Origin of the sequence: Natranaerovirga pectinivora (assembly GCF_004342165.1) — a bacterium.
Classification (GTDB): Bacteria; Bacillota; Clostridia; order Lachnospirales; family DSM-24629; genus Natranaerovirga; species Natranaerovirga pectinivora.
On the sequence record NZ_SMAL01000002.1, the window covers coordinates 1 to 23,204 of the forward strand.

At 30.6% G+C, this 23,204-nt stretch carries 24 protein-coding genes and 2 pseudogenes; 24 read left to right on the forward strand and 2 right to left on the reverse strand.

What is annotated here, in order from left to right; all coding sequences use genetic code 11:
• Positions 1 to 205 precede the first annotated feature (205 nt).
• The 12 genes from EDC18_RS02600 (at position 206) to EDC18_RS02645 (ending at position 8,992) form a co-directional block, all read left to right on the forward strand.
• Complete coding sequence (locus tag EDC18_RS02600) at positions 206 to 799, forward strand: type IV toxin-antitoxin system AbiEi family antitoxin domain-containing protein (RefSeq protein WP_165878444.1); 594 nt, start codon at positions 206 to 208, stop codon at positions 797 to 799.
• 86 nt (positions 800 to 885) lie between these two features.
• Entirely contained in the window at positions 886 to 1,536 is a 651-nt protein-coding gene (locus EDC18_RS02605) for a nucleotidyl transferase AbiEii/AbiGii toxin family protein (protein ID WP_132250014.1), read from the forward strand.
• Positions 1,537 to 1,773: 237 nt separating this feature from the next.
• On the forward strand, positions 1,774 to 1,905 hold the full coding sequence (locus EDC18_RS14830) for a hypothetical protein (protein WP_279230893.1): 132 nt from the start codon (positions 1,774 to 1,776) through the stop codon (positions 1,903 to 1,905).
• Positions 1,906 to 1,914: 9 nt separating this feature from the next.
• Complete coding sequence (locus tag EDC18_RS14930; RefSeq protein ID WP_371829309.1) at positions 1,915 to 2,064, forward strand: SPOR domain-containing protein; 150 nt, start codon at positions 1,915 to 1,917, stop codon at positions 2,062 to 2,064.
• 74 nt (positions 2,065 to 2,138) lie between these two features.
• The gene (locus tag EDC18_RS14900; RefSeq protein WP_341472703.1) at positions 2,139 to 3,011 is read left to right on the forward strand and encodes a recombinase family protein; all 873 of its coding nucleotides are present in this window, start codon (positions 2,139 to 2,141) and stop codon (positions 3,009 to 3,011) included.
• Between the two features lie 6 nt (positions 3,012 to 3,017).
• Positions 3,018 to 3,518 (forward strand): recombinase zinc ribbon domain-containing protein, encoded by a 501-nt coding sequence (locus EDC18_RS14905; RefSeq protein WP_341472704.1) that lies wholly within the window; start codon positions 3,018 to 3,020, stop codon positions 3,516 to 3,518.
• A 553-nt stretch (positions 3,519 to 4,071) separates the two neighbouring features.
• Positions 4,072 to 5,244, forward strand: a complete 1,173-nt coding sequence (locus EDC18_RS02620; protein WP_165878445.1) for an amidase domain-containing protein — start codon at positions 4,072 to 4,074, stop codon at positions 5,242 to 5,244.
• Positions 5,245 to 5,257: 13 nt separating this feature from the next.
• Entirely contained in the window at positions 5,258 to 5,803 is a 546-nt protein-coding gene (locus EDC18_RS02625; RefSeq protein ID WP_132250018.1) for a hypothetical protein, read from the forward strand.
• 464 nt (positions 5,804 to 6,267) lie between these two features.
• On the forward strand, positions 6,268 to 7,212 hold the full coding sequence (locus EDC18_RS02630; RefSeq protein WP_165878446.1) for a DUF2971 domain-containing protein: 945 nt from the start codon (positions 6,268 to 6,270) through the stop codon (positions 7,210 to 7,212).
• 206 nt (positions 7,213 to 7,418) lie between these two features.
• Positions 7,419 to 7,601: a hypothetical protein gene (locus EDC18_RS02635; protein WP_165878447.1), complete on the forward strand. Its 183-nt coding sequence runs from the start codon at positions 7,419 to 7,421 to the stop codon at positions 7,599 to 7,601.
• Between the two features lie 829 nt (positions 7,602 to 8,430).
• Positions 8,431 to 8,691, forward strand: coding sequence for a type II toxin-antitoxin system prevent-host-death family antitoxin (locus tag EDC18_RS02640; protein WP_132250024.1), 261 nt, complete (start codon positions 8,431 to 8,433; stop codon positions 8,689 to 8,691).
• Entirely contained in the window at positions 8,681 to 8,992 is a 312-nt protein-coding gene (locus EDC18_RS02645) for a type II toxin-antitoxin system RelE/ParE family toxin (protein WP_132250026.1), read from the forward strand. Before EDC18_RS02640 ends, EDC18_RS02645 begins: the two co-directional genes overlap by 11 nt.
• A 301-nt stretch (positions 8,993 to 9,293) precedes the next feature.
• On the opposite strand, the pseudogene EDC18_RS02650 reads toward EDC18_RS02645, so the two are convergent.
• Positions 9,294 to 9,416, reverse strand: a pseudogene (locus EDC18_RS02650) (IS3 family transposase); the annotation flags it as partial.
• Between the two features lie 276 nt (positions 9,417 to 9,692).
• Here EDC18_RS02650 and EDC18_RS02655 point away from each other — a divergent pair.
• The 6 genes from EDC18_RS02655 to EDC18_RS14935 all read left to right on the forward strand — a co-directional run bounded on the left by EDC18_RS02655 (position 9,693) and on the right by EDC18_RS14935 (position 16,311).
• A complete protein-coding gene (locus tag EDC18_RS02655; protein ID WP_132250030.1) occupies positions 9,693 to 10,244 on the forward strand; it encodes a nucleotide exchange factor GrpE in 552 nt (183 codons plus the stop codon).
• Positions 10,245 to 10,271: 27 nt separating this feature from the next.
• The gene (locus EDC18_RS02660) at positions 10,272 to 11,990 is read left to right on the forward strand and encodes an Hsp70 family protein (RefSeq protein WP_132250032.1); all 1,719 of its coding nucleotides are present in this window, start codon (positions 10,272 to 10,274) and stop codon (positions 11,988 to 11,990) included.
• A 29-nt stretch (positions 11,991 to 12,019) separates the two neighbouring features.
• Positions 12,020 to 13,210 carry a tetratricopeptide repeat protein gene (locus EDC18_RS02665; protein ID WP_132250034.1) on the forward strand — a complete coding sequence of 397 codons (1,191 nt, stop codon included), beginning with the start codon at positions 12,020 to 12,022 and terminating at the stop codon, positions 13,208 to 13,210.
• A 21-nt stretch (positions 13,211 to 13,231) separates the two neighbouring features.
• A complete protein-coding gene (locus tag EDC18_RS02670; RefSeq protein WP_165878448.1) occupies positions 13,232 to 14,887 on the forward strand; it encodes a DnaJ domain-containing protein in 1,656 nt (551 codons plus the stop codon).
• Between the two features lie 321 nt (positions 14,888 to 15,208).
• Complete coding sequence (locus EDC18_RS02675) at positions 15,209 to 15,415, forward strand: zinc ribbon domain-containing protein (RefSeq protein ID WP_132250038.1); 207 nt, start codon at positions 15,209 to 15,211, stop codon at positions 15,413 to 15,415.
• 509 nt (positions 15,416 to 15,924) lie between these two features.
• Entirely contained in the window at positions 15,925 to 16,311 is a 387-nt protein-coding gene (locus EDC18_RS14935; RefSeq protein ID WP_371829306.1) for a DUF6273 domain-containing protein, read from the forward strand.
• Positions 16,312 to 16,829: 518 nt separating this feature from the next.
• Here the strand turns inward: EDC18_RS14935 and EDC18_RS02680 are convergent.
• Positions 16,830 to 16,976, reverse strand: a pseudogene (locus tag EDC18_RS02680) (IS3 family transposase); the annotation flags it as partial.
• 131 nt (positions 16,977 to 17,107) lie between these two features.
• Between EDC18_RS02680 and EDC18_RS02685 the strand changes: the two are divergent.
• The 6 genes from EDC18_RS02685 (at position 17,108) to EDC18_RS02710 (ending at position 23,201) form a co-directional block, all read left to right on the forward strand.
• Positions 17,108 to 17,296 carry a hypothetical protein gene (locus EDC18_RS02685; RefSeq protein WP_132250042.1) on the forward strand — a complete coding sequence of 63 codons (189 nt, stop codon included), beginning with the start codon at positions 17,108 to 17,110 and terminating at the stop codon, positions 17,294 to 17,296.
• A gap of 117 nt (positions 17,297 to 17,413) precedes the next feature.
• Positions 17,414 to 18,556: an amidohydrolase family protein gene (locus EDC18_RS02690; protein ID WP_132250044.1), complete on the forward strand. Its 1,143-nt coding sequence runs from the start codon at positions 17,414 to 17,416 to the stop codon at positions 18,554 to 18,556.
• 17 nt (positions 18,557 to 18,573) lie between these two features.
• Entirely contained in the window at positions 18,574 to 19,191 is a 618-nt protein-coding gene (locus EDC18_RS02695) for an AAA family ATPase (protein ID WP_165878449.1), read from the forward strand.
• A 4-nt stretch (positions 19,192 to 19,195) separates the two neighbouring features.
• Positions 19,196 to 20,677: a B12-binding domain-containing radical SAM protein gene (locus EDC18_RS02700; protein WP_165878450.1), complete on the forward strand. Its 1,482-nt coding sequence runs from the start codon at positions 19,196 to 19,198 to the stop codon at positions 20,675 to 20,677.
• A 9-nt stretch (positions 20,678 to 20,686) separates the two neighbouring features.
• Entirely contained in the window at positions 20,687 to 22,111 is a 1,425-nt protein-coding gene (locus EDC18_RS02705) for a B12-binding domain-containing radical SAM protein (RefSeq protein ID WP_132250050.1), read from the forward strand.
• A 1-nt stretch (position 22,112) separates the two neighbouring features.
• Positions 22,113 to 23,201, forward strand: a complete 1,089-nt coding sequence (locus tag EDC18_RS02710; protein ID WP_165878451.1) for a radical SAM protein — start codon at positions 22,113 to 22,115, stop codon at positions 23,199 to 23,201.
• Positions 23,202 to 23,204 lie beyond the last annotated feature (3 nt).

A 23,204-nucleotide genomic window follows, 5' to 3' on the forward strand; every position in this document is an offset into this window, starting at 1 on the left:
AACATGTTAAAGGGAATTGAGGATAAGTGCATTATTTTTTTACAAAAAAATAATGTTGAGGTTTTTACACCCCAACATTTATTATAGAACCATTTTTTTTAGAGATTAAACATAGGTAAACTTTTAAATGAAGTTGCAATCGTCTTTACAAAAATACTTACTTACCATATAATATAAGTATGTTTGTAAAAAAGGGGCGATGGACATGTATTACCTAAAAAAATTAGAAGAGCTAATTGAACTAGGTCACGGTACTATTTTAAGTTCTGATCTTGATAAATATGAAATTCCAAGAATATATCTCTCAATGATGGTGGCTGACGGTAAACTAGAAAGAGTAGATAGAGGGGTTTATGTATCCAACGATGCTATTCACGATGAAATGTATGCAATCCAAAGTAAGTATCCTAAATTTATATATTCACATGAGACGGCACTTTTTTTACATGGACTATCAGATAGGACACCATTTGAATATTCTGCAACTGTACCTAGTGGATATAAAGTAGTGGATAATGTTTCTGAGCGAGTTAAAGTTTATTACATCAAGAAAGACTTATATGATTTAGGAATAATTGATGTAAATACCCCATTTAGTAATCCTATAAAAGTATATAATATTGAAAGAACAATATGCGATATAGTGCGGAGCAGAAGCCGAGTAGATATTCAAATTTTGAATGAAGCATTGAAGAGATTTGTAAAATTGAAGCGGGTAGATTATTCTCTGCTTATGGACTATGCTAAAAGTCTTAAAATAGAAACAGTTCTAAAGAATTACTTGGAGGTGCTACTATGAATGGTAAAGCCATGAGTTTAAAGGCAAAAATTAGAAATCTTGCAAAGAAGAAAGATATCTCTGCTCAAGTTATTTTGTAGAATTATATGTTTGAACGGTTTCTTGAGAGATTATCAATATCAGATTATAATGACAAGTTTATTCTGAAAGGAGGGATGTTAATTGCTGCACTAGTTGGCATTGATAATCGAGCAACAATGGATATGGATGCAACGATTAAAAATTACCCAATTAATAGCGATGCGTTGACTAAGGCTATTAATGAAATATGTTGTTTAGAAGTCAACGATAATGTAGTGTTTTCATTTATAGGAATTGATTCCATAAGGGATGAGGATGTATATGGTGGATATAGGGTAAGTATAAAAGCAGATTATGACACGATTATTACACCAATTCAGATTGATATTACTACAGGTGATGCCATAACACCCAAAGAAGTATTCTATTTGTTCAAGATGATTTTTGAAGAAGGTACCATTGGCGTGTGGGCGTACAATATTGAAACGGTGCTGGCTGAAAAAGTTGAAACAATAGTAAGAAGAGGAGAGTTAAATACTAGACCAAGGGATTTTTATGATGTCTACATTTTGACCAAAACTCAGAAATTTGATAATTCGGTTTTTGTGGAAGCTTTAAGAAAGACTGCAAAACATCGAGAAACTTTTCACATTTTTAATGATATTGAAAAAAGAATTGAAGAACTTCAAAAAAGTGACTCATTGAAATCAAGATAGATAAAGTATACTAGAGATTATAGATATGCAGAAGAAATTTCTTATGATGAAGTAATTAATGCATTAAGGATATTGATAAAGTTTGTATCTAGAACCTAAAATTAAATCTTAGGTTTCGTTTTGAATAATTACTAATATACGTATATTGAGATTAATATAAGTATTAATGTAAAAATAAAAAGGCCTTCTTAAACTGATTTAAGTTTTAAAGCTTTTTAAATGTGAGAAATAAAACAAATGAAACTTTTAATAGATATAGGTTTTATTGACAGTACAAAAGACAATAAAATATTTGATTCAAAAAGAAATGAGATTATTAAAGGTATTACAAAAGTTATCTTAGAACAACTAGGCATAGAAGAACAATAACCATCTAATATAGAAGAACCACCATCTACTGTAGAAGGCAAACAAACTTTTTATAGAGTAATGGCAGGTTCTTTTTTAGTGAAAGAAAATGCAAATAAGCAAGTAGAGAACCTTAGAAAAGCGGGGTTTGATGCCACTATTCTAGAGTTTCATAAGTAGCACATATAACTTGACTTCTATCAAAAACAGAGTGATTAATGGTACTAACCAAATGATAGAAAGGGGGCAAGGCAATGCGTGTAAGAATTATTGAACCAACTAAAAAGGTAGAAAATAAAAAACTAAAAGTCTGTGCTTATGCAAGGGTATCAACAGATAACACTAAGCAAGGTGAGTCATTAGAAAATCAAATCACTTACTATAAAAGACTTATCACTTCAAACCCAGAGTATGACTTTGTCGGTATTTTTGCAGATAAGGGCATAACAGGAACAACAGAGAACAGACCAGAATTTAAAAGAATGTTAGACCTTTGTAGAGAGAAAAAAATAGATGTAATCATTACAAAGTCTATTTCAAGATTTGCTAGAAACACTCTAGATACTTTAAATTATGTAAGAACACTTAAGGAGCTGGGTATTGGGGTATTATTCGAAAAGGAAAATATCAATACATTAGATTCAAAAGGTGAGGTACTATTAACTATTTTAAGTTCACTGGCCCAAGATGAGTCAAGAAGTATTAGTGAAAACTCCACTTGGGGCATAAGGAGAAAGTTTGAACAAGGTAAAGTTATTGTAAACCATAAAAAATTCTTAGGGTATGATAAAGATGAAGATGGAAACCTTGTTATTAATGAAAAACAAGCTAAAATAGTTAAACGAATTTATAAAGATTTCCTAAATGGAAAAGGTGCCAATAGAATAGCCAAAGAATTGGAAGAGGAAAGAATACAAAACTGGAATGGAACAACTAAATGGTATGTAAGTAGTATTAGAAAAATGCTAACAAATGAAAAGTACAAAGGAGATGCTATACTTCAAAAGACCTATACAGTGGATTTCCTTACGAAGAAACGGGTAGAAAACAAAGGTGAAGTACCAATGTACTATGTAGAAGAAAGCCATCCAGCTATTATAGATAAAGAAATGTGGGAAACAGTATAGCTAGAGATGGAGAGAAGAAAAAACTATGTAGAAAGGTATGGACTAACCAAGATAGATTATTCGTGTAAGGAGAACCCTTTTGCTGGAAAAGTTATTTGTGGATGCTGCGGTAGTATTTTTGGAAGGAAAGTTTGGAACTCAACAGATGAAAGACTAAGGCGATATATTTGGAGATGTAATAGGAAGTATGAAATAAAAGGTAAAAAGGCTTGTGATAATAAGCACATAGATGATAAGGTTTTGTATGAAGCATTTATAAATACATTTAATATGGTGTTAGAGAATAAAGATTATTTTAAAAAGAAGTGGGAAGAGCATTTGGATAGTGATGATTTGCTAAAGAAGTATAAGGCAAAACAGTTTATAGAGATAATAGAAAAAGCAGAGCCACTAGTAAGGTTTGATGCAGATTTATTAAATATACTTATTGAGAAGATGGTTGTATTTGATGGAGGAATGATCATCTTATCCTTAATGGATGGGGCGGTTATAGAATGTAAAATTTAATAGGAGCCGACTGTGTGAGAAATTACCTAGTCGGTCTTTTTTTGTGCAATATTCCAAAAATACAAAAATTAATAAAAAAGTGTAAGAATAATACTGCTTTATTTGTTATATATATGTAAGCAAAAAGGAGGTGTTAATATCTGAAGAAACATATTATTATATATTTACAGTACCAACAAAATCTATTTTAGTAGTTTTGAAACTTAGGTTTTTAATAATTTTAATATTTCCAATCAAGGAAAAGCAATCTTAACATCTATAGTAGATGCAAGAAATGTAGATAGGATAAGAATTGAAATCCATTTACAAAGATACCATAATGGTGGATGGACCACAGTAAAACGTTGGGAAACTAACCAGGAAGGGACATTAGCTGTATTAGGAGAAAACTGGTATGTACCAAGTGGTTATCAATATAGGATGCTATCATATGCATATGTATATAATGCTACAATTCTTATTGAAGGAACTATGAATATCAGTAGGTCAATTATTTATGAGTGAAAAATTTTAGTAGATAAAACAAATTTAAATTATGAAAGAGGGAGAACTTATGAAAAAAATTACAAGTTTATTATTAGTTATAATGTTATTAATAACATTTGAGGGAGATGTTTTTGCAAATGAACAACATGAAACACAAAATATTAAAAACTTAATTGTTAATTTTTTTGTAGATTACGAGAATGCTTTTGCAAATAATGACCAGGAATTTAAACTTATGAATAAATATTTTACAGATAATAATGAGACTGATATGGAAGTAAATAAAAGAATTATAAATACAGTTTTAAATAGAAGAATTTTACTAGCTACAAAGCATAAATTACAAGAGATAAATAAAACCCAAGATTTTACATTCAATACTATTGAAATTCGAGATGATGTAGCGTATGTTAATGTAACAATAGATAAGAAATTTAATTACAATGTAACTCCAGATATTGAAACACTTATCAGAGATACTTATGATATAGTACTAGAAAAAAATAAAAACTTTAAAATAAGATCAATTGATGGATTTATTTGCCTTTTGATCGAAAGTGAGTTAGAGTTTCTTGACTTAGATATTAATAATGTTGATAATTTGAATGAATATAATACTATATTGGAGCAAGAAGTGAATAAAATGAGTGTAGAAGATAAAGAGGATACACCATATTCAAGACTTGAGCCATTAAATGTGTCAAATTTTGTATCAGTATCTTCAACATATAACAGAGAAGGGGCTGTAGCTTATGCTAGAACACATGCTAGAAATCCTAATCCAAAGTATTTTAACTTTGAAACGATAGGTGGAGATTGTACAAATTTTGTATCACAATGCTTGTATGAGGGTGGAGGAATTAGTCAACACGTAGGAGCAAGTCATACTGATCATAATTGGTTTTATATAAGCTCAGGTAATAGATCATCTTCTTGGACTAGTGCTCATCTATTATATAACTATCTTTCAAGCAGCAATTCAAGAATAAATGCTATACAAATCCCGAAATTGAGTCTCCAAATAGGAGATATTATACAATTTCTTCCTACCCACAGAGAATGGGGGCATAGCGTAATTGTAACAGGAAGAGCGTACCACAATGAAGTTGGTATGGATTATTTGATAACTCAGCGTAGTGTAAGTCTTGAACGTGCAAGAGTAGACATGTTTTTATCACAACATGATTATGTAATTGGAAATCTACCAACGGTTTACTGGGGAATATATGGAAATAAATAAGGAGGATGATTGAATGTTAAAAAAAATTACTATATTACTAAGTATTATCATATTAATTATGATAAGTGCTGGTTGTAGTCAAGAAAATAAAATAAATAGTAATATAGAAACAGATGTAATAAAAGAAGATAATGAAGTAAAAGAGGAAGAATCAGATAGAGTAAAAGAAGCAAAAGAAGTTATTTATAAGTATTTTGAGGCGGAGAAGGAAAGAGATTGGCAAGAAATTATAAAACATAGTGAAGTAAGAGAGAAAGGTTTTGAAGAACATCCATATAATTGGTATAAAAATCCATATGAAATGATTGAATTAGAGGGTATTAGAGTGTATTTTGAAACAGTGGATGATTTAAAAGATAAAGGATATTATATGGGAAACTTTACCTTTGGTGAGTATTTTGATAGAATAGGCTTTTGGGTTTATGGTGATTTGGTATATACTGATGAAGCAAGAGTATATATGGCTGTCCCAGATTTAAGGGGTTTTGAACGGGAATTTTTTCTAGATAAAAAAACTGAAGACTCGCCTTGGAGAATTGTATTAGGATATCCTGGATAATTAATTAAAGTAAATAAGTATGGTTAATGATTTAATGTAAAGTATAAATTAAAGGGCTGTCGTAGAGACGGCTCTTTTAATTAAAGGGTGTTTAGTGAACAAAAAAGAAGGATAATAATACGCAAACCCCTATATTCTGCGTATTATTATCACCTTACTACCAAAACACACGTTGAGACGGTTGTGTTAATAGAGAAGAAATAGGTTGGAATTAAGGGGTTTAAGATTTAGGATAATCAAATAGGTATTAAATATGTTCACACAGACTAGAGTTTGTGGGTTTTTTAGACCCTCGGGGGGGCTGCTTTCACGCATTCCTCCATAATTATACTTACAATAGACGTCAGTTATTAAAAATAAGATAAAAAAATTCTACATAAAAAGTAATGAAAGAATTTAGAGTGCTAATCTATAAAGAAGGCTTTGAAAATCTTAATATGTCGCGAATGCTGAGAGGTGATATTTTGAGAAGATGGAAAGATATTTATGAGCAATATATGAGCTTTAGTGAAAATCCATACTTTGAAGATACGTTTGGTCACTCAGTCCATCATTATACAGATATTCATGCATTGATGAGCATTCTTAGAAACAGAAAGTTGTGGTTATCAGATTCTGACTTTCTGAATGATAGGAATGAAGTCAAGTATACGCTAGACCTTATTTCAAATATCTGCTATAAGGAATTTGATTTTAATAGTAGAGAAATGAATAAAATATTTGACTATGTGAGTCGTCCGACTTGGAATGGTCAACAAGTGTTCATTATGTCGTTTTCTGAACAAGATGATTTATTACCTTTATGGTCGTATTATTCACAAGTAGATGGATATAATATATCTTTCAATCCACCTGAACTAATTAGTGCATCAAGGCAGAATTTAGATGTGGATTATAAATCCAATAGAGAGGTGCATAAAGTATCAGCTCTTGATAGGGTAAAAATAAACCTGAGTAAAGTAATATATAATGAAGAACAGCAAACTGAAATTATTACGAAGATTACTAAGTTGATGAAAAAAGCTGTTATAGATTACAGACAAGGTTTGCTTAGTGGCTATATGATAAATAAGTTATTGATTGAATACGCAGGAATACTGAGGTTTTATTCTCTTAATTTTAAACAAATTCATTTTGAACCGGAGCAAGAGACAAGATTAACCGTTTTATTAGAAGATAAGAATTTATTAAAGCAGTATTTAAATCATCGCTCATCAAACGGTATCGTTATCCCGTACATTGAACTGAATTTTTCTGTAGATCAATTTAATTCTGTTGTCAAAAAGATAATGATTGGTCCTAAGAATAACCTAGATGTTTCAGAGAAAGGGCTTAAATCATTCTTATATCATGAAGACTATAAGGAGTCCATACAGATAACAAAGTCCTTAATTCCACTTAGATTTTAGTTCATTATGTGCCTCCGTACTTGACTTCATATAACGGCCGCGCGGCCGATAGTTAAGATGGTGCGTAGCACCATTTTGACTATAAAATGTAGGCTATTATCTTGAAATTGTGTCGACGCAGGCGATGAGGTGCTTATTGAAAATACAAAGAAATGTTCCCAGAGCTGATTTATGGCATTATTTCAGGGGGAGCAGCCAAATTTTCTGTGCTTAGCCCTGTAATACCCGAGTTGAGAGATGATAAATTATCTGTTGAAGAAGCTTATGAGGAAGAAGATTTTGGTGCATATCTTCCTCAAAAGCTTCCAAGGGGTTTTGTCTTTGAATCATCCGTGCGTTTTATCAATCAGGAATTTAATTATCTGTCGCATTATGGTGTAAAGGCTTAAATAATATGGCGTGGAGGGTATCAAACTTTTCTGAATCTGATGCAGTAAGAATTACATCAGTTGTTGATACAAAGAATTATAAAATTGAACTTTATCCAATACCGCGTTTCCATTTTGTTCCGAATGAATTATGGGAAATTGTAGACAATCCGATTTTTCATATTGAAGATCTAACACTTGAAGCTGTGAAGGCACGCGCATATACCATGAGTGACAAAGGCGATGAAAGCGGGTATCGTATGCGATTTTCTGTGCTATACAACTAAGATATACTGTTGAAATAAATGTCAAAGGTGTAGATTCGGAATATATATTTAACCAGTTGTCAATCATAATTTATTAGAATAAAACGAGTTGCAATCTGAGAAGTAGCAAAAATATGGTAAATTTTATTGTATCAAAGAGATATTTTGCTCCCAAAATTCCAGTAAAACAATAAAGAAGCAAGTCACCCTACTTCAATTTTGTAGAGTGCCTTGCTTTTTTCCAGAAGTTTAGCTTCAAATCTCTCAAAACGTTTCTTTTTCAGTCTTGCCAGATATAATAATAGATGTCACTAATTCCGTGTAATTCGTTATGTTTTTATGTTACAATATCAAAAAATGAAGCTCTTTAAATGAGAAAGAATTATTTTGTAAAGATAGTGAAATACATAAAGAAAGTATATAAAATTGAAAATGCTAAATAATAAGATATCAGAAATACATCTGCTCATAGTAGGGTAAATTGCATTGGGATCTTTTACTCTTGATTTTATAGGTATTATAATCTTGTTATTTAGGTCATAATTATGGTATAATTAACTCACAGATATAAAGGAGATGAGATTATGCCTCAGATAATTCCAATTAGAGACTTAAAAAAAACTAAAGAACTTTCAGAGATATGTCGTGAAACTAATGAACCAGTTTTTATAACTAAAAATGGATATGGTGATATGGTTATTATGAGTATGGAAACCTATGAAAAAAACATGTTAATGAATGATGTTTACAGAAAATTAGAAGAAGCAGAGAAATCAATTAGTAAAGGTGAAGTAATAGATGGATTTGAATCTATTAAAAAATTGAGAGAAAAATATGCCTTATAAGATTATTGTTTCAAAAGAAGTTTATAAGGATATAGATGATATCATTCATTATATTGCAGTAGAACTTGTTAACCCTAAAGCAGCAAAAACTTTTCTCGATGATGTTGAGATAAGTTATGAAGCTCTTGTAAATAATCCGTACATTTATAGCTTGTGTAATGATGCAAGACTTTGCAAAGAATCTTATAGGAAAATTGCTATTAAGAATTATCTTATAATATATCGTATTATTAATGAAGAAAAGTCTGTTATTGTACTTAGGATAATATATGGTGGCAGAAACTATACTGAGCTTATATAACAATTGTTAATGTAGTTATTTTAATTTTAAAATAGTATTTTGCGTAAAGGTTCAATTTCCAATTTAAAGCAGACCCCCCGGAGTTAAAGGGGGCTCTGCTTTTACGCAAAACCCCTATATTCTGCATATAATTATCACACTTTCTTGCCAACACACACGTTGAAACAGTCGTGTTGATAGAGATGAAATAAGTTGATATCAAAGGGTTTTAATGTTTAAAGTTGAATATGAAAGTGGTGTTATATATTCCCTCAAACTGAACTGACCTCTGTCAAGTAGACAGTGTAAAAAAATAAAAGTATTAGCTTGCTAAGGCTTGATTTCGATATTCAATCGGAGTTAAGCCTTTTAGTTTTTTCTGCAATCGTATAGTGTTATAAAATTCAATATATTCGTGGATTGCTTTTTCTAATTCCTTGATACTATTAAACTTATTAGATAGTAAAATATGGAATAACTGATGGAACAACCACTATTTTGATGATATAAACTAATAGTTATAAAAAAGAACAGTAATAAGAAATGAAATATTAGATTATAAATTATTTTAAAGAAATCAATTTGAATGTTCGATAGGAAATGATTTAGTTATACAAGGGGGGTAATAAAAAGTATTTTTATGAAAAATATGGCAAAATTATAGATTTTTATGTATAATAATTTTGTCAAGGTGTATTATTTTGATAAAGGGGGAGGAAAATTGATTTCTTTACAAGAGGAATTGAAAAAATTCAAAAAAAAATCAATAAATATAAATGAACAACCGTTAAATGATTTGTACGAACCTTTAATGCAAGTCGAAAATAAAATAAGTAACATTGATAAAATTAGTAAAAAAAATACAATAACTATGGAGCTGTTAAGAGAAGAGTTGGAAGGTAAAAACAGCAAGATTAATTCATTGAAAAGAGAATTGGCTAATGAAGAAAATAAGGGGCAAAAATTTGCCAAAAAGGTTTTAATAATACTAGATCAAATAGATAGTATTTATCGGTTTGCAATACAATCTCAAAATGAAGCTTTAATCAATAACTTAAATAGTGTAATGAAAATTATAAGAAAGGAATTGAGAGAGTTATCATTTGAAGAAATACCAACAGTAGGAGAAATATTTAATTCAGAATTACATGAATGTATTGAAGCTGTTGATGATAATGAAAAAAATAAATATGAAATTATTGATGTTATTAAAAAAGGTTATACGCTTAATGGAAAAGTTATAAGAACAGCAGCTGTAATTGCAGTTAAATAAATATTAAGGGATTAGGAGTAATTATATATGGGTAGAATAATTGGAATTGATTTGGGAACTACAACATTTGAAATTGCATACATTAAAAATGGCAAGCCAGAGATTATAGTAAATGACTTAGGATCTAGAATAACACCTTCAGTAGTGGGGCTTACGGATGATAATGAAATAATTATAGGATCATCACCAAAGAGACAAGCTGTATTAAAGCCAGAAAGAACTGTAATGGAAGTAAAAAGATTAATGGGAAGTAGTGAAAAAGTTACTCTTGGAGAAAAAGAATTTTCACCCCAACAAATATCAGCTATGATTTTAGAAAAATCTAAGAAATATGCTGAAGACTATTTAGGAGAAGTAGTAACAGAAGCAGTAATAACTGTGCCAGCAAACTTTAATGACCTACAAAGGCAAGCAACAAAAGAAGCAGGAGCGCTGGCCGGATTAAAGGTAGAAAGGATTATAAATGAACCCACCGCTGCTGCACTTGCATATGGGATTAATAATTTAGAAAGTGAAGAAAAGGTGCTAGTGTATGATTTAGGTGGTGGTACATTTGATGTTACTATTCTTGAATTATTTGAGGGAGTACTAGATGTAAAAGCTAGTAGGGGAAATAATATGCTTGGGGGTAAAGATTTTGATGAAAGAATAGAAAACTATATTATAAAAGATTTCAAGAAAAAACATGGTATAGACTTAAGCGGTAATAAAAAGACAATGGCAAGAATAAAAGATGCAGCTGAAAGAGCTAAGATTGAATTATCAAGTATTGACGTAACTGATATAGAATTGCCTTTTGTTGCTATTGATGAAAATCAAAATCCACTAGAAATTAATATTAAACTAACTAGAAATAAATTTGAAGAACTTATCATGGATTTGGTAGAATCTACGGATAAAGAAATTCAAGATGCCCTTATAGCTTCAGGATACAATGAAGAAGATATTGATGTTGTATTAGCTGTAGGGGGATCAAGTAGAATACCTTGTGTAAAACGATTATTGAATACAAAATTTAATAATAAGATAAAAACAGATATAAACCCAGATGAAGCTGTGGCATTAGGTGCAGCAGTACAAGCAGGAATTAAAAATGATGAAATTAGTTCTGAGGACAGTGTTTTAATAACAGATGTGTGTAGGTATACATTAGGGACAAATGTTGTTGCAGATGTTGGGAATGGTAGATTGATGTCAGGTATTTTTGATCCTATTATAATGAGGGATAGCAAAATACCCTGTACAGCAAAGAAAACATATTACACTATGCATTATAATCAAACTAGTGTAGACGTTGATGTATATCAAGGAGAGGCCAAATTAGTAATAGAAAATACAAAGATAGGAGAATTTGTGTTAGAAGGAATTCCAGAAGCTCCGGCAGGAGAAGAAGCTATAGAAGTAGCTTTTACCTATAATTTGAATGGTATACTAGAAGTAACAGCTAAAATATTAAGTAATCAAAAATCTATAAGTAAAATAATTGATACACAAAGTATAAATAAAGAAACTACTTTATTATTTGAAGAATTGAATTTAGATAAATGGAAAGAGTGTAAGTTAGCCCCTAAGGTTAAAAGTACAATAAGTTTATATGAAATAAAGCAAGAAAAGATAAATGAGACAGATTTGAAAAAGATACAAAAGGTTTTAAATAAACTTAAAAAAGCAGTAATAGATAATGACGAGGAATTAGTTGAAAAGTATGATGAGGAATTAACGGATTTGCTTTTTGACATTCATTAAAATATGAGGTGTCTTTTGGGAGTAATAAAATGAACAATTTAATTGAAATATCAAATATTTATTATACTAAAGCATTAGAACTTATAAAACACAATAAAATTTCACAAGCGGTTGACTTAATTCATATATGCTTAAAATATTGTGCCAAGGATGTGCAAGCTTTAAATTTAATGGGCATCTGTCAATATATGCTTTGTGATTTTGACAAAGCTTACTTTTATTGGTCTAAAAGTGTAGCATTTGACAATGAAAATAACAGGGCGAATTATTATTTAGATACTCTTAATAGTGATAGTTTTAAGAAGGTTATTAAAAAATATAATTCTGCAATTGATAATATTAATAATTTTAAATACAAAGATGCAATAAGTATTTTAAAAGAAATTAAAAAAGAAAATGAAGAATTAATTGAACCTTATGTTATATTGGGACTTTGTTATTATGAATTAAATGAATATAGCAAAGCAAAGGAACATATTCAATATGCTCTTACAATGGACAAAGATAATTATAAGTATTTATTGTACTTAAATGAAATCAATTGCAAAGATGTATTACAAAATAAAACTCATATATTCAAAAATAAAATAATAGTTTCTTTTTTATTTTTTTTATTGATGATAATATCTACGTTATATTATCAAAGGAATAATAATTTTATTGATATATCAAATAGAACTACAGAATATCAAAAAAAGATACAAGAATACAGTAGAGCTCTTGATATAAGTAAAACGAATTATAATAAGTTGATAAGTGAATTAGAATATGAAAAAGAAAAAAATGATTTGATTAATGCAGACAATATATTGCATAATGAAGATTTAGAAAATAATAAAATCTTTAGTGATAATGAATATGAAGTATTCAATAATGCTATTTTTTATTTTAGAGCTAAGGACTATAGTGAAGCGATAGATAGATTTCAATATATAATTAGTAAGGGTGTTGAAGAAAATATAGTAGCAGAATCTACATATTTTATGGCTGTTTCTTATGAGAAAAGTAATAATTATAAATTAGCACAAGAATACTATACGATTTATATAAATAATTATAATACAAGAAACTACTATGATGATTCATTGTATAATTATGGATTGATGTTATATAAACAAGGAAATGTAGATAAATCTAAGAAGATTTTAAATAAACTAAAACTAGATGTACCAGATAGTATTTTTGTGAATTCAAAAGTTAAATATGTTTTAAATAAATAGCAATATTAAAATTAATTGGGGGTGGATGAAATAGAAAGTTTATATGAAATTCTTCAAATTGATAATAAAGTTGATGATAGAGAGATTAAAAAAGCATATGTAAAAATGTTAAGAAAGTATCCTCCTGAGAAAGCACCAGAAGATTTTAAAAAGATTAGAGAAGCGTATGAAAGGTTGATAGATCCAATATCTAGAGCTGAATATGATGCTTTTTCTCAATATAAAGATCAAATAGTTGAGCACGATACGATAGGAAATAATGCATTAGAAAGTGGAGACTATAAAACTGCAATAAAAGAATATAAAAAGATATTAATCATAGAGGCTAATCTAACCTTTGCAAAAAACAAGTTAGGACTAGCATTGATTCATGATGGACAGTACGATGCAGCATTAGTTCAATTTACAGAGTTAATTAAAATAAATCCTAATAATGCAACTTTTTATAGTAATCTTGCCTATATATATAAAGTAAAGTTAGATTATGATAAAGCAGAAGAAGCATGGTTAAAGGCCTATGAACTGGACTCTATAAATGATGATATAATTTTAGCCTTATCGACATTATACATAGATAAAGAAGAGTATGACAAAGCAATTGATTTTTTAAAGAAATGCATAGGGAAAAATAGAGATGATTCTTTTCAAGATTTTATATATTATTTTGAAATGGTGAAAGTATATATTTTTGCAAACGATTTACATAATATTGAAAAGACAATTTGTGAAATCGAAAAGATAATTCCAGATCAAATAGAGGCTAAGGAATATGTGGCATGGAAGTTTGCAAAACTAGCTTATGAATTATATGAAGCTAAAATATATAATTTATCTGAAAAAATATCAAAAAGAGCTTTTGAAATTAATAATAGCAATAAGGAAATTGAACAATTATATAACAATTCAAAGAAACTAAAGCAAGCGTTTGAGTTATGTAATTTATTATCAAAAGATGAAAGGATACTTTCTCCATTAAAAGGACCAATATTTTACTATTTAAATAGTGATGAGTATGAAGAAGATGAACTTAAGGAAAATTATGATAAAAACTTAAAGGTAATACAAAGTTATATAGATAACGATTATAGTAATGTAATAGAATCTATAGATATACTAAAGAGAGATTATAACTTATTATATAATTATGAACTAGAGCTTTATGAAGATATATATCGAATATCACAAGAAAACAAAAGACGTTATAACCAATGGAATAATTTTAAAGAGGATACTATTGTAATTAATGGTATTAAAAGAATGGTTGCATTATGGCTGTCAAACGATTTGTTAGATGAAGAGAGAGATAATTATTTTAAAGATATTATAAAAGAATTAGATTATGCAAGTAATAGCCAGATTATTAATAGTATACAAAGAGTTAAAGCTATGTATTCAGAACTGTATAAGTTGAATTCAGATTTTTTGGATGAGTTATTATCCATAGCTACAGAAAAGGGTAATTCAAGCACAATAAGCACAATAACAAGGCCTACTTCAGAGAATAGTAGTAACTACATAAATACTAGTTCAAGTACAAGCACGTACTCAAATAGTTCAAATTCATCTAATGGTGGATGTGGCACTATTATTATTTGTGCAATAATAGGTGCACTTATAATCCCAGGAATAGGATTATTTATTGGTGCATTTATAGGATTTCTTATTTCAAATGACTAACATTCAAACGAATGGTAAGGGGGATTCCTAAGAGCATAAAACCAACAAACAAAGTAATTACTAATGATTATAAAAAGAAGTAGGAAGAGTATTTATAAAAATATCCTGAAGGATATGAATGGTTATTAAAACATAAAGAATATTTTTCAGGTAGATTATGGGTACAACCTGGTAAGTTTATAGAGTTGAAGTTGTAATTTTTTAAAAATATATTTCTAATAAGGGTACTAAAATAATTGTAAAACTATTTAGTTGTTTAATTGTTTGCATGTTTATAAATTAAAGGTGCAAAATTAAAAAATATTAAAAGGGAACTACTTAATGATCTGTTTAAAATGTGATGTGAAGTTGGCAGATGGAGCTTTATTCTGTCATAAATGTGGTACAAAGGTTGAAGTTATATGCCTATCATGTGGAAAGAAGCTTATTGAAGGCGCAGTATTTTGTACTTTTTGTGGTAAAGAAGTTTTGGGAATTAATAAGCAAGATGGTTTAATGGTAGAAGACAATAACGTGGGTATAGCTTAAAATACATCTTGGTCAGCTAATATTGATGAGGATTGGTTTGCAAATAATAAACAAGTGTTCAAATCGGAAATTATATCCAATTTGGTTCTTATTACGACGAACCTATCCTATGGAGAGTTATCAACATCGATGAAAACGGTGACCCTATGCTCTATGCAGAACATATCCTAAGTTTAAAAGCATTCGATGCAGCAGGTAATTATCACACAGACTCCGCTAGAATATGCCAGGGTAGCAATGAATGAGAACCCTCTAATATCCGACAATGGCTCAACAGCAGTGAACAAAAAATTAACTGGATACAAAACTCACCGACAGCAGAAAATTTGTGGCAAGGAGATAATCCATACGACGAAGAAAAAGGCTTCCTAGCTGATGGAAACTTCACAGCACAAGAAAGAAATCTGATATAACCAGTAACCCATAAAGTATTACTAGCAGACATTGATAAAAATAAACGAGATGGAGGAAGCGAATCACATAATTTAGATTTTCATATTGCAACAGTAGTGCAAAACTATGACAGTGCATATTACAAAAATATAGAGGATAAAGTATTTTTCCTATCGGTAAAAGAAATCAAAGAATATGTAGATGACAGAGGATGGGAGTATAGAGCAAAACCGACATCCAAAGCAGTGCAGAATAGCCCCGATGAAGATGTATCATCATCCCAATACTGGTATAATTGGTTGCGTTCCCCTTACGCCTCCTATTCCAATGATGTGCGCAACGTCGATGACGAGGGCGGTATCAACGGCAGCAATGCGAACAATTGTGGGGTTGGGGGTGTCCGTCCCGCTTTGTCCTTAAATCTGTCCTCTGTAATCTTTAAATCTGGATCAGGTACGAAATCGAATCCATTTATCATAACTAGAGGAGGAACTACACCATAAAAACCCAAAGCGATAGAATTAAAAGTAAGCCATACATCCCCAGAAGCTAGTAAAAGTAAAACTCGGTTTGATGAAGATTGTATTTTTACAGGACATCAACTTATAATAAGTGGTTATGGTGTCAAAAGTACTTAGCTTTACATTCGCATACAATATATAGACATGGATGCTTTAGTCATAGCTATACATTTTATGTGATTTAGTAAACTTACTTTTAACACTTTAACCATCAGATCTGAAAAGAACAGAATATCAGTTGACTCAAAATGTTTGAATCCTCGAATTACATTTGATGGCCTAAATAGGTTTGTATCTTATTAATAAATAAATGTGTCATCTATTAAATAACAAAAGAAATACTATCTATGGAAGATGAAGAAATTTTATAAAAGAACTGGATTCATCATATCGGAATTGTGATGAATTTTATTTGACATCGGGTAATAAACTAGAGGTGCACATTGTAACTCATAAAGGTAACCTTTGTTTAGTTTGTTCAGATTTAACGTTTTATCAAGCTAAAGAATGGGAGTTAAGCCTTTTAGTTTTTTCTGTAATCGTATAGTGTTATAAAATTCTATATATTCATGGATTGCTTTTTCTAATTCTTTAATACTATGAAACTTATTTAAATAGTACATCTCTGATTTTAATGTACCCCAAAAACCCAGAAATTTAGTCTCAAAACTCTGAAATCATTCATTTTCCTAAAATTCTAGTTGCTTTTTAAAATGTCACAAATTGGAGTATTTTACGGCATTTTCATGCTATAATAGTACAACACGGAGCACTGAAAATGAGAAAGAATTACTTTGCAAAAATGGTTAATTATATAAAGAAAGTATATAAAATTGAAAGTGGGCTTAAAAATCTTACGGATGATAGAGTGAATCCAACATACAAAACTGACCAGATCATATTACCAGTTTTACTGGGATTCATATTAAGAATCAGAAGTTTTAACGAATTAAACCAAATGTTATAAGTGATGTAGTTGAGGTTAATTCAATAAGGAAAGATCATATTTCGACTAGACTATACCGCACTCGGCTCTGTGAATAAAACAGGTGTACATATATGTATAATTAGTAAGAGGTGAATAATGGAAACCAACCTGGTAAATGGGAACATTCTAATTAAAAAAAATGGCCAATATTTTATAGAACAACATAATTTACTTATTCATAATCATAGAATCGTTGAATTTGATACTTCTAGGACTGTCACACATACAATTGATATGCGGGGCAAGCTTATAATATGTTCATTTTTTAATATCCACTGCCATCTAGGTGAAAGTATATTTGGAAATATTGATGGAGACGATTGGACTTTGGAAAAATATCTTGATTACACCAAAGACTATAATGATTCTCGCTCAAAATCAGAGCAGCAGGCAGAATGGAATAAAAGTGCTAAGTACACCATAGAAGCAAATATTAAAAATGGAATCTCTGGATTTTGTGCAGCAAGATCAGGGGAAATATCGGAACAATACGGTATAAACAACATGGCCGGATACCCTTTGATGAAAAGTGAAAAATTAAAGACATTTACAGAAGCTGGACTAAATGGTTTTTTATTATATAACAAAAAATTTAAAAGTGAGACATGTAATGTGGGTGTTTTTTTCCATTCTCTTTACGCTAATGACCGTGAGACGTTAGAAGTTGCAACTCAATGTATAAGCAAAGGGGCAGAGTTTATCTCTATACATATATCGGAAGATGCAAAGACGAGACAAAGAGAAGATATGATGTATGGTAAAGAAGCGGTGTACGTACTCGACGAGCTAGGACTTGTAAATGAAAAAACAATTTTAGTACATTGCGGATATACATCAAATAATGCTTTGAAAGTTGTGAGTGAAAGAAGAGCTACAATTGCTATATGTCCGATATCTAACATCTTTTTGAATACTAAAATGCCAAATGTGTATGATTTGGAGCAGATGAATATCAAGTGGTGTTTAGGAACAGATGGGTTGGGAACTGGTAGGAGCTTTTCGCTTATCGAACAAGCTAAAATGTTGAAAAAGTATTATGGAAGTATTGCCGATATAAAGATTCTCCAATCTATTACTGAGATACCTGCAAGCATTTATAATAGGAAACACTATTCAGGGATTATTGAGGAAGGCAGATTATCTGAGTTTGTTGTGATAGAAGAACAACGAACGAATGTTGATACAGTGTTAAAGGATTTGTTTGAGGGAAATTTGAATTGGAAAATGATGCGTATATAGTATTAAGGAGAATGTGTATGTATATTTTATTAGAAGGTATGCCAGGAACAGGAAAAACGACCATTGCAAAAAGATTAGCCCAATTGACAGGTAGCCATTATATTAAAAGTGTTATTTCAGAAAGTGATTTTGGAAATGAGATTAAAAAGGTGAGAAGTCAAAAGTTGGAAAAAGAACTGGAACTATTTTTTATGTCAGATCTTTTTTTGGCTGAATTAATGGTGAACAAATTGTTGGAGAAAGGATCGATAATTAGGGATAAGTCTTTTAATGCATCACTAGGTCATCTGCATACACATGGTTTTGTAAATAAAGATCAAAATGTTATTAATGTGCTAAAAAGTGGATACGAGCAATTAAAAAGCTATGCAGTTATACCAGATTTGGCAGTGCATCTAAGATATAATGAAAAAAAAATCCGACAAAACCTTGACGGGAAAAAAGATTTATCAGAGATTGATCAGGAATTGATAAATAACTTTGCTCTATATGCGAAACAAGATGAGGAGATTTTAAAGTCACTATACAGTGTATATAGAAGAGAAAAGGTACTAGTAATAGAGTGTTTTAGTGGATCTGTTGAAGAAATGTGTCAAAAAATTTTAACAGAATATAAAAAAAGATTGGATGTTTAGGAAAGTGAAAAATACTAAAGTGAAAGTAATGCTAATCAATCTACCAGGAGAATCCATTAGAAAGCCAGAAGAACATTGTGGGTTGGCCTACATTAAGGCATTTCTACAAAAGCATAATATGCACGTAGAGATATTAGATGCGTATGCCAAAAGATTGGATATGGATATGTGTAAAAAATTAATTAAGCAGTGGATGGAAGAAGGTGATAGGAAATCCGAGCTGTTTATAGGTATTTCTCCGTTTGTCACTAGTCATGAATCATTCGTTGAAATAGGTACATATATTAAAAATATTAATCGTTCATGTTATGTATATGCTGGTGGACACTATGCATCTTTAAATAAGGAGTATTTGCTTAAACAGTATGATTGGTTGGATGCAATTGTTGTGGGTGAGGGAGAAATTACTTCACTTGAAATGCTTGAAAAAAGAGACCAAACTGGGATTCCAGGTTTATATACAAGAATTGGTGGAAATCATTTTATACGGCGTGACAGAATATTTGATTTAGATGAATTACCATTTCAGGATCGATACCTAGGGTTAGAAGATTTAGAAGGACAACCTTTAGCTATAACCACAAGCAGGGGCTGTTATGGAGAATGTAGCTTTTGTAGCATTGATAGCTTTTATAAATTAAATTCATGTGGAGTGAAACAGACATATAGAAGTGCAAAATCTGTATCTGATGAAATTCATCAATTGAAAAAAACATATGGTATTGAGGCTATTAAAATAGTAGATGATAACTTTTTTAGAAAGCATTCGGATGAGTTCCTTGAAGAACTAGTAGAATATTTAAAGGATATCAACATATCCTTCCGTTTGTCTGCTAGGCCTAATGATATTACAGATAGGAGAGCTAAGCTATTAAAGCAAATGGGGACAACTATTGTAGGAATTGGTGCAGAAAGTGCGGATTCTAAATCATTAAAACTCTTTAACAAGGGAATTGATATCTCAAAAAGTGACGAAGCAATTAAGTATCTAAAAGATAATGGTATTACATGTTTAGCAAATTTCATTATGTTTAATCCTATAATTGATATAGACGGTATTGAAGCTAATTGTAATTTTATTGAAAGACATATGGAAGATTCTATATTTCATAGGATTAACTCACATTTGTGGATAAGATCAACAGATTCAATAGTAAATAAATTAGTTGAATTAGGACTATGCCACAGAAAAGGATTTCCTTATGTAGAATGTGAGTATATGAGTCCGATAGTTGTTCAGATTAAAACGTTGTATGACGTATGGTGTGGGAATAATATGAAGGAATATTACCAGTATGCAGACATATTGATGGCAAAAGGTATCTTGGGTAATGAAACCTTGTATACACAATACAAAAGAATGTTAAAAGATGATGTGTTGGTATTAAAAAGGCTTGTATCCATGGCAAAAGAGAATATTTTAGAAAAGGCTGGAGATGAATTTGTTAAAATATGTATTGAAAATGAGCGTTATACTGAAAATTAGGTGTGTAGTATGAAAGTATACTTGATTAACATGCCGTTTTACGAACAAGAATATACCAAGTTTACAGAAAAATGGAAGTATATTGAGGATGAATACGTTGGGATTAGCATTGTGGAGACGATACTTGAATCAAATTCCTGTGAAGTGGTTGTGAATCATGAAAACAGCATATTAGGAATGATTGAGCGGATTAATCAGGTACTGCCAGACGTAGTAATGATATCCGTAATGCAAACATCTGCAAGGTTAACTTTTGAGTTTGTTTATCAATTAAGAAGTACCTCCTTTGGAGGAAAAGTTTTTATAGGTGGTTGGTTTGCTAAAATGGCATGGAGACAAATTTTTAGTAACAATTGGCCAGTAGATTATGTCTGTTATACGGATGCAGAAGAATGTCTCAAAGATTGGATTGAGGATGTCAATGGTAACTACATGGGAATTGCCACTTATGAAAACTTTAAGGAACAAGATGATGCTTTTAAAAATAGTGATACAAGAAAAAGGTGTGGATGGCCTAGTAACTATGTGAAAGCAAAAAGGATTGCAGGACGACATACATATAGTATCGAAACGAGCAGGGGATGCCCTCATTCGAGATGTACATTTTGTAGTCAATCGTGTGGTAATTGGGTAAGGAACAAATGGCAGCCACTTTCGCTAGATAAAGTTAAAGATCAAATCATTGAATTGAATACTTTGTATGGAACTACACGTTTTGCAACATCCGACGATGACTTGCTAGGACCTGTTGAATTTGCAGAAAAACGGTCCATGGAGATTAAGAAGGTAATTAAAGAGCTTCCGTTTGCAATAACTTTTTCAGCAGCTATTTCCGTGCGTGCTGCCACGAATGGAACAATCTTAGATAACCTACTAGATGCGGGGTTGGATCAGTTATGCATAGGGTTTGAGTCTGCAGATGAAGACCAACTTAAACGCTATTGTAAACAACAGTCCATAGAAGAAAATTATATAGCAGCAGACAAAATAACAAGTCGAAATATCAATATGCTGCCAGGACTTATTACGTTTGATCCCTTTGCAACGAGGGATACAGTTAAGAAAAATTTGAAGTTCCTTTTTGATGTACTGCATCATTATGATTTAGGTAAATTGACAAAACGATTACACATATTAACTGGAAGTCCTATGGCACGATTAGTTGAAAAAGAAGGTCTTCTGACAGGTGATTATTTGTATTATGACTATAAATTTAAGGATACAGAAGTTGAACAACTATACTGGGATTTCCAAAAGTATACCCATATGGTGAAAGAATTACAAAAACAAGTCAATCGATTGGGGAGAGAGTTTGATAGAACCATAGGGATTCATCATAGAAATGTTGCTGAAAGTATAATTTCTGGTGGTGAATGGCAATCATTTGCCAATAGCGAGATATTTGAAATTCGAAAAAAAATAGGAGATGTATAAAATGAGAAAGTGGAATGTTGGATGGGGAACTATATCGAAGTGCAATATGGAGTGCCAATTTTGTTATAGTAAACAAAAGAGAAAAGGCAGTAATGATTTAGGTTTTATGGATTGGATTAAGTTTATAGATGAAAATCATGAAAGAATTAGTGCTATTAACTATGGAACGGGAGAAAATACACTTAGCAAAGATTGGTTCAAACTCATTGAATATATAAGGATGAATTATCCTAAAATCAGACAGGCATTAACTACAAATGGGTATTTATACGAGGCCACTAGGGATAATGAAAACTTAAATATTTTTATCAAAGCAATAGATGAAGTCGATGTATCCCTTGATTTTGCGGATAGAGAAAAACATGGTAAGTTACGTGGACAGGCTAAGGCATATGAATGGGCCATAAATACATTAGGTTTGTGCTATGAATATGATAAGTTTTCGACAATTGTGTTTTTAGGAAGTAAGGTTAATGTTACAAAGGAAAATATTGACGGATTATTTGAGATTGCTAAAAAATACCATGCTATACTACGTATGAATATTTTTAGACCAACAGAAGGGATTGATGAGAAGTCAAAGGAATACATAATAGAATATGATACGTGCAAAGAAATTATTGAGTATATAGCAGAAAAATACAGTATACTTTCGATAAATGACACTCTTTTTTCTACCATCTTAACTGGAAATACAATAGAGGATCCATCAGGAGATAGAAGTATCCGCATCCTTGGGGATGGAAGTATTACTCCAAGTACCTACTTAATAGGTGAAGGCTTCACGGTTGCTAATATTAAAGAAGAAAATGTTTTAGAAAAATTAGAAAGTAATGGAAGTATTGAACAAGTAATATATGAGGTGATTCCTAATGAATGTAAACTATGTTTTTATTCAGAAAAATGCTCAGGTGGTGTATTTGATAGAAGATATTTGTGGAATGGAGGACTTGAAAGAAAAGATCCCTATTGTCCAGGTAAATTTAATAAAAAATCAGACTGTAATATAAAACTGTCAAATAAGAAATTTAATTCTGTTCATGATGGGTATTTACCAACAATATTCTTTAGTCCAGAACAAGGGGAGTAAAAA

Coding starts and splice junctions, on each gene's coding strand:
- EDC18_RS02600 (WP_165878444.1), top strand. CDS start 206: ATGTATTACCTAAAAAAATTAGAAGAGCTAATTGAACTAGGTCACGGT.
- EDC18_RS02605 (WP_132250014.1), top strand. CDS start 886: ATGTTTGAACGGTTTCTTGAGAGATTATCAATATCAGATTATAATGAC.
- EDC18_RS14830 (WP_279230893.1), top strand. CDS start 1,774: ATGAAACTTTTAATAGATATAGGTTTTATTGACAGTACAAAAGACAAT.
- EDC18_RS14900 (WP_341472703.1), top strand. CDS start 2,139: ATGCGTGTAAGAATTATTGAACCAACTAAAAAGGTAGAAAATAAAAAA.
- EDC18_RS14905 (WP_341472704.1), top strand. CDS start 3,018: ATGGAGAGAAGAAAAAACTATGTAGAAAGGTATGGACTAACCAAGATA.
- EDC18_RS02620 (WP_165878445.1), top strand. CDS start 4,072: ATGAAAAAAATTACAAGTTTATTATTAGTTATAATGTTATTAATAACA.
- EDC18_RS02625 (WP_132250018.1), top strand. CDS start 5,258: ATGTTAAAAAAAATTACTATATTACTAAGTATTATCATATTAATTATG.
- EDC18_RS02640 (WP_132250024.1), top strand. CDS start 8,431: ATGCCTCAGATAATTCCAATTAGAGACTTAAAAAAAACTAAAGAACTT.
- EDC18_RS02645 (WP_132250026.1), top strand. CDS start 8,681: ATGCCTTATAAGATTATTGTTTCAAAAGAAGTTTATAAGGATATAGAT.
- EDC18_RS02660 (WP_132250032.1), top strand. CDS start 10,272: ATGGGTAGAATAATTGGAATTGATTTGGGAACTACAACATTTGAAATT.
- EDC18_RS02665 (WP_132250034.1), top strand. CDS start 12,020: ATGAACAATTTAATTGAAATATCAAATATTTATTATACTAAAGCATTA.
- EDC18_RS02675 (WP_132250038.1), top strand. CDS start 15,209: ATGATCTGTTTAAAATGTGATGTGAAGTTGGCAGATGGAGCTTTATTC.
- EDC18_RS02685 (WP_132250042.1), top strand. CDS start 17,108: ATGAGAAAGAATTACTTTGCAAAAATGGTTAATTATATAAAGAAAGTA.
- EDC18_RS02690 (WP_132250044.1), top strand. CDS start 17,414: ATGGAAACCAACCTGGTAAATGGGAACATTCTAATTAAAAAAAATGGC.
- EDC18_RS02695 (WP_165878449.1), top strand. CDS start 18,574: ATGTATATTTTATTAGAAGGTATGCCAGGAACAGGAAAAACGACCATT.
- EDC18_RS02705 (WP_132250050.1), top strand. CDS start 20,687: ATGAAAGTATACTTGATTAACATGCCGTTTTACGAACAAGAATATACC.
- EDC18_RS02710 (WP_165878451.1), top strand. CDS start 22,113: ATGAGAAAGTGGAATGTTGGATGGGGAACTATATCGAAGTGCAATATG.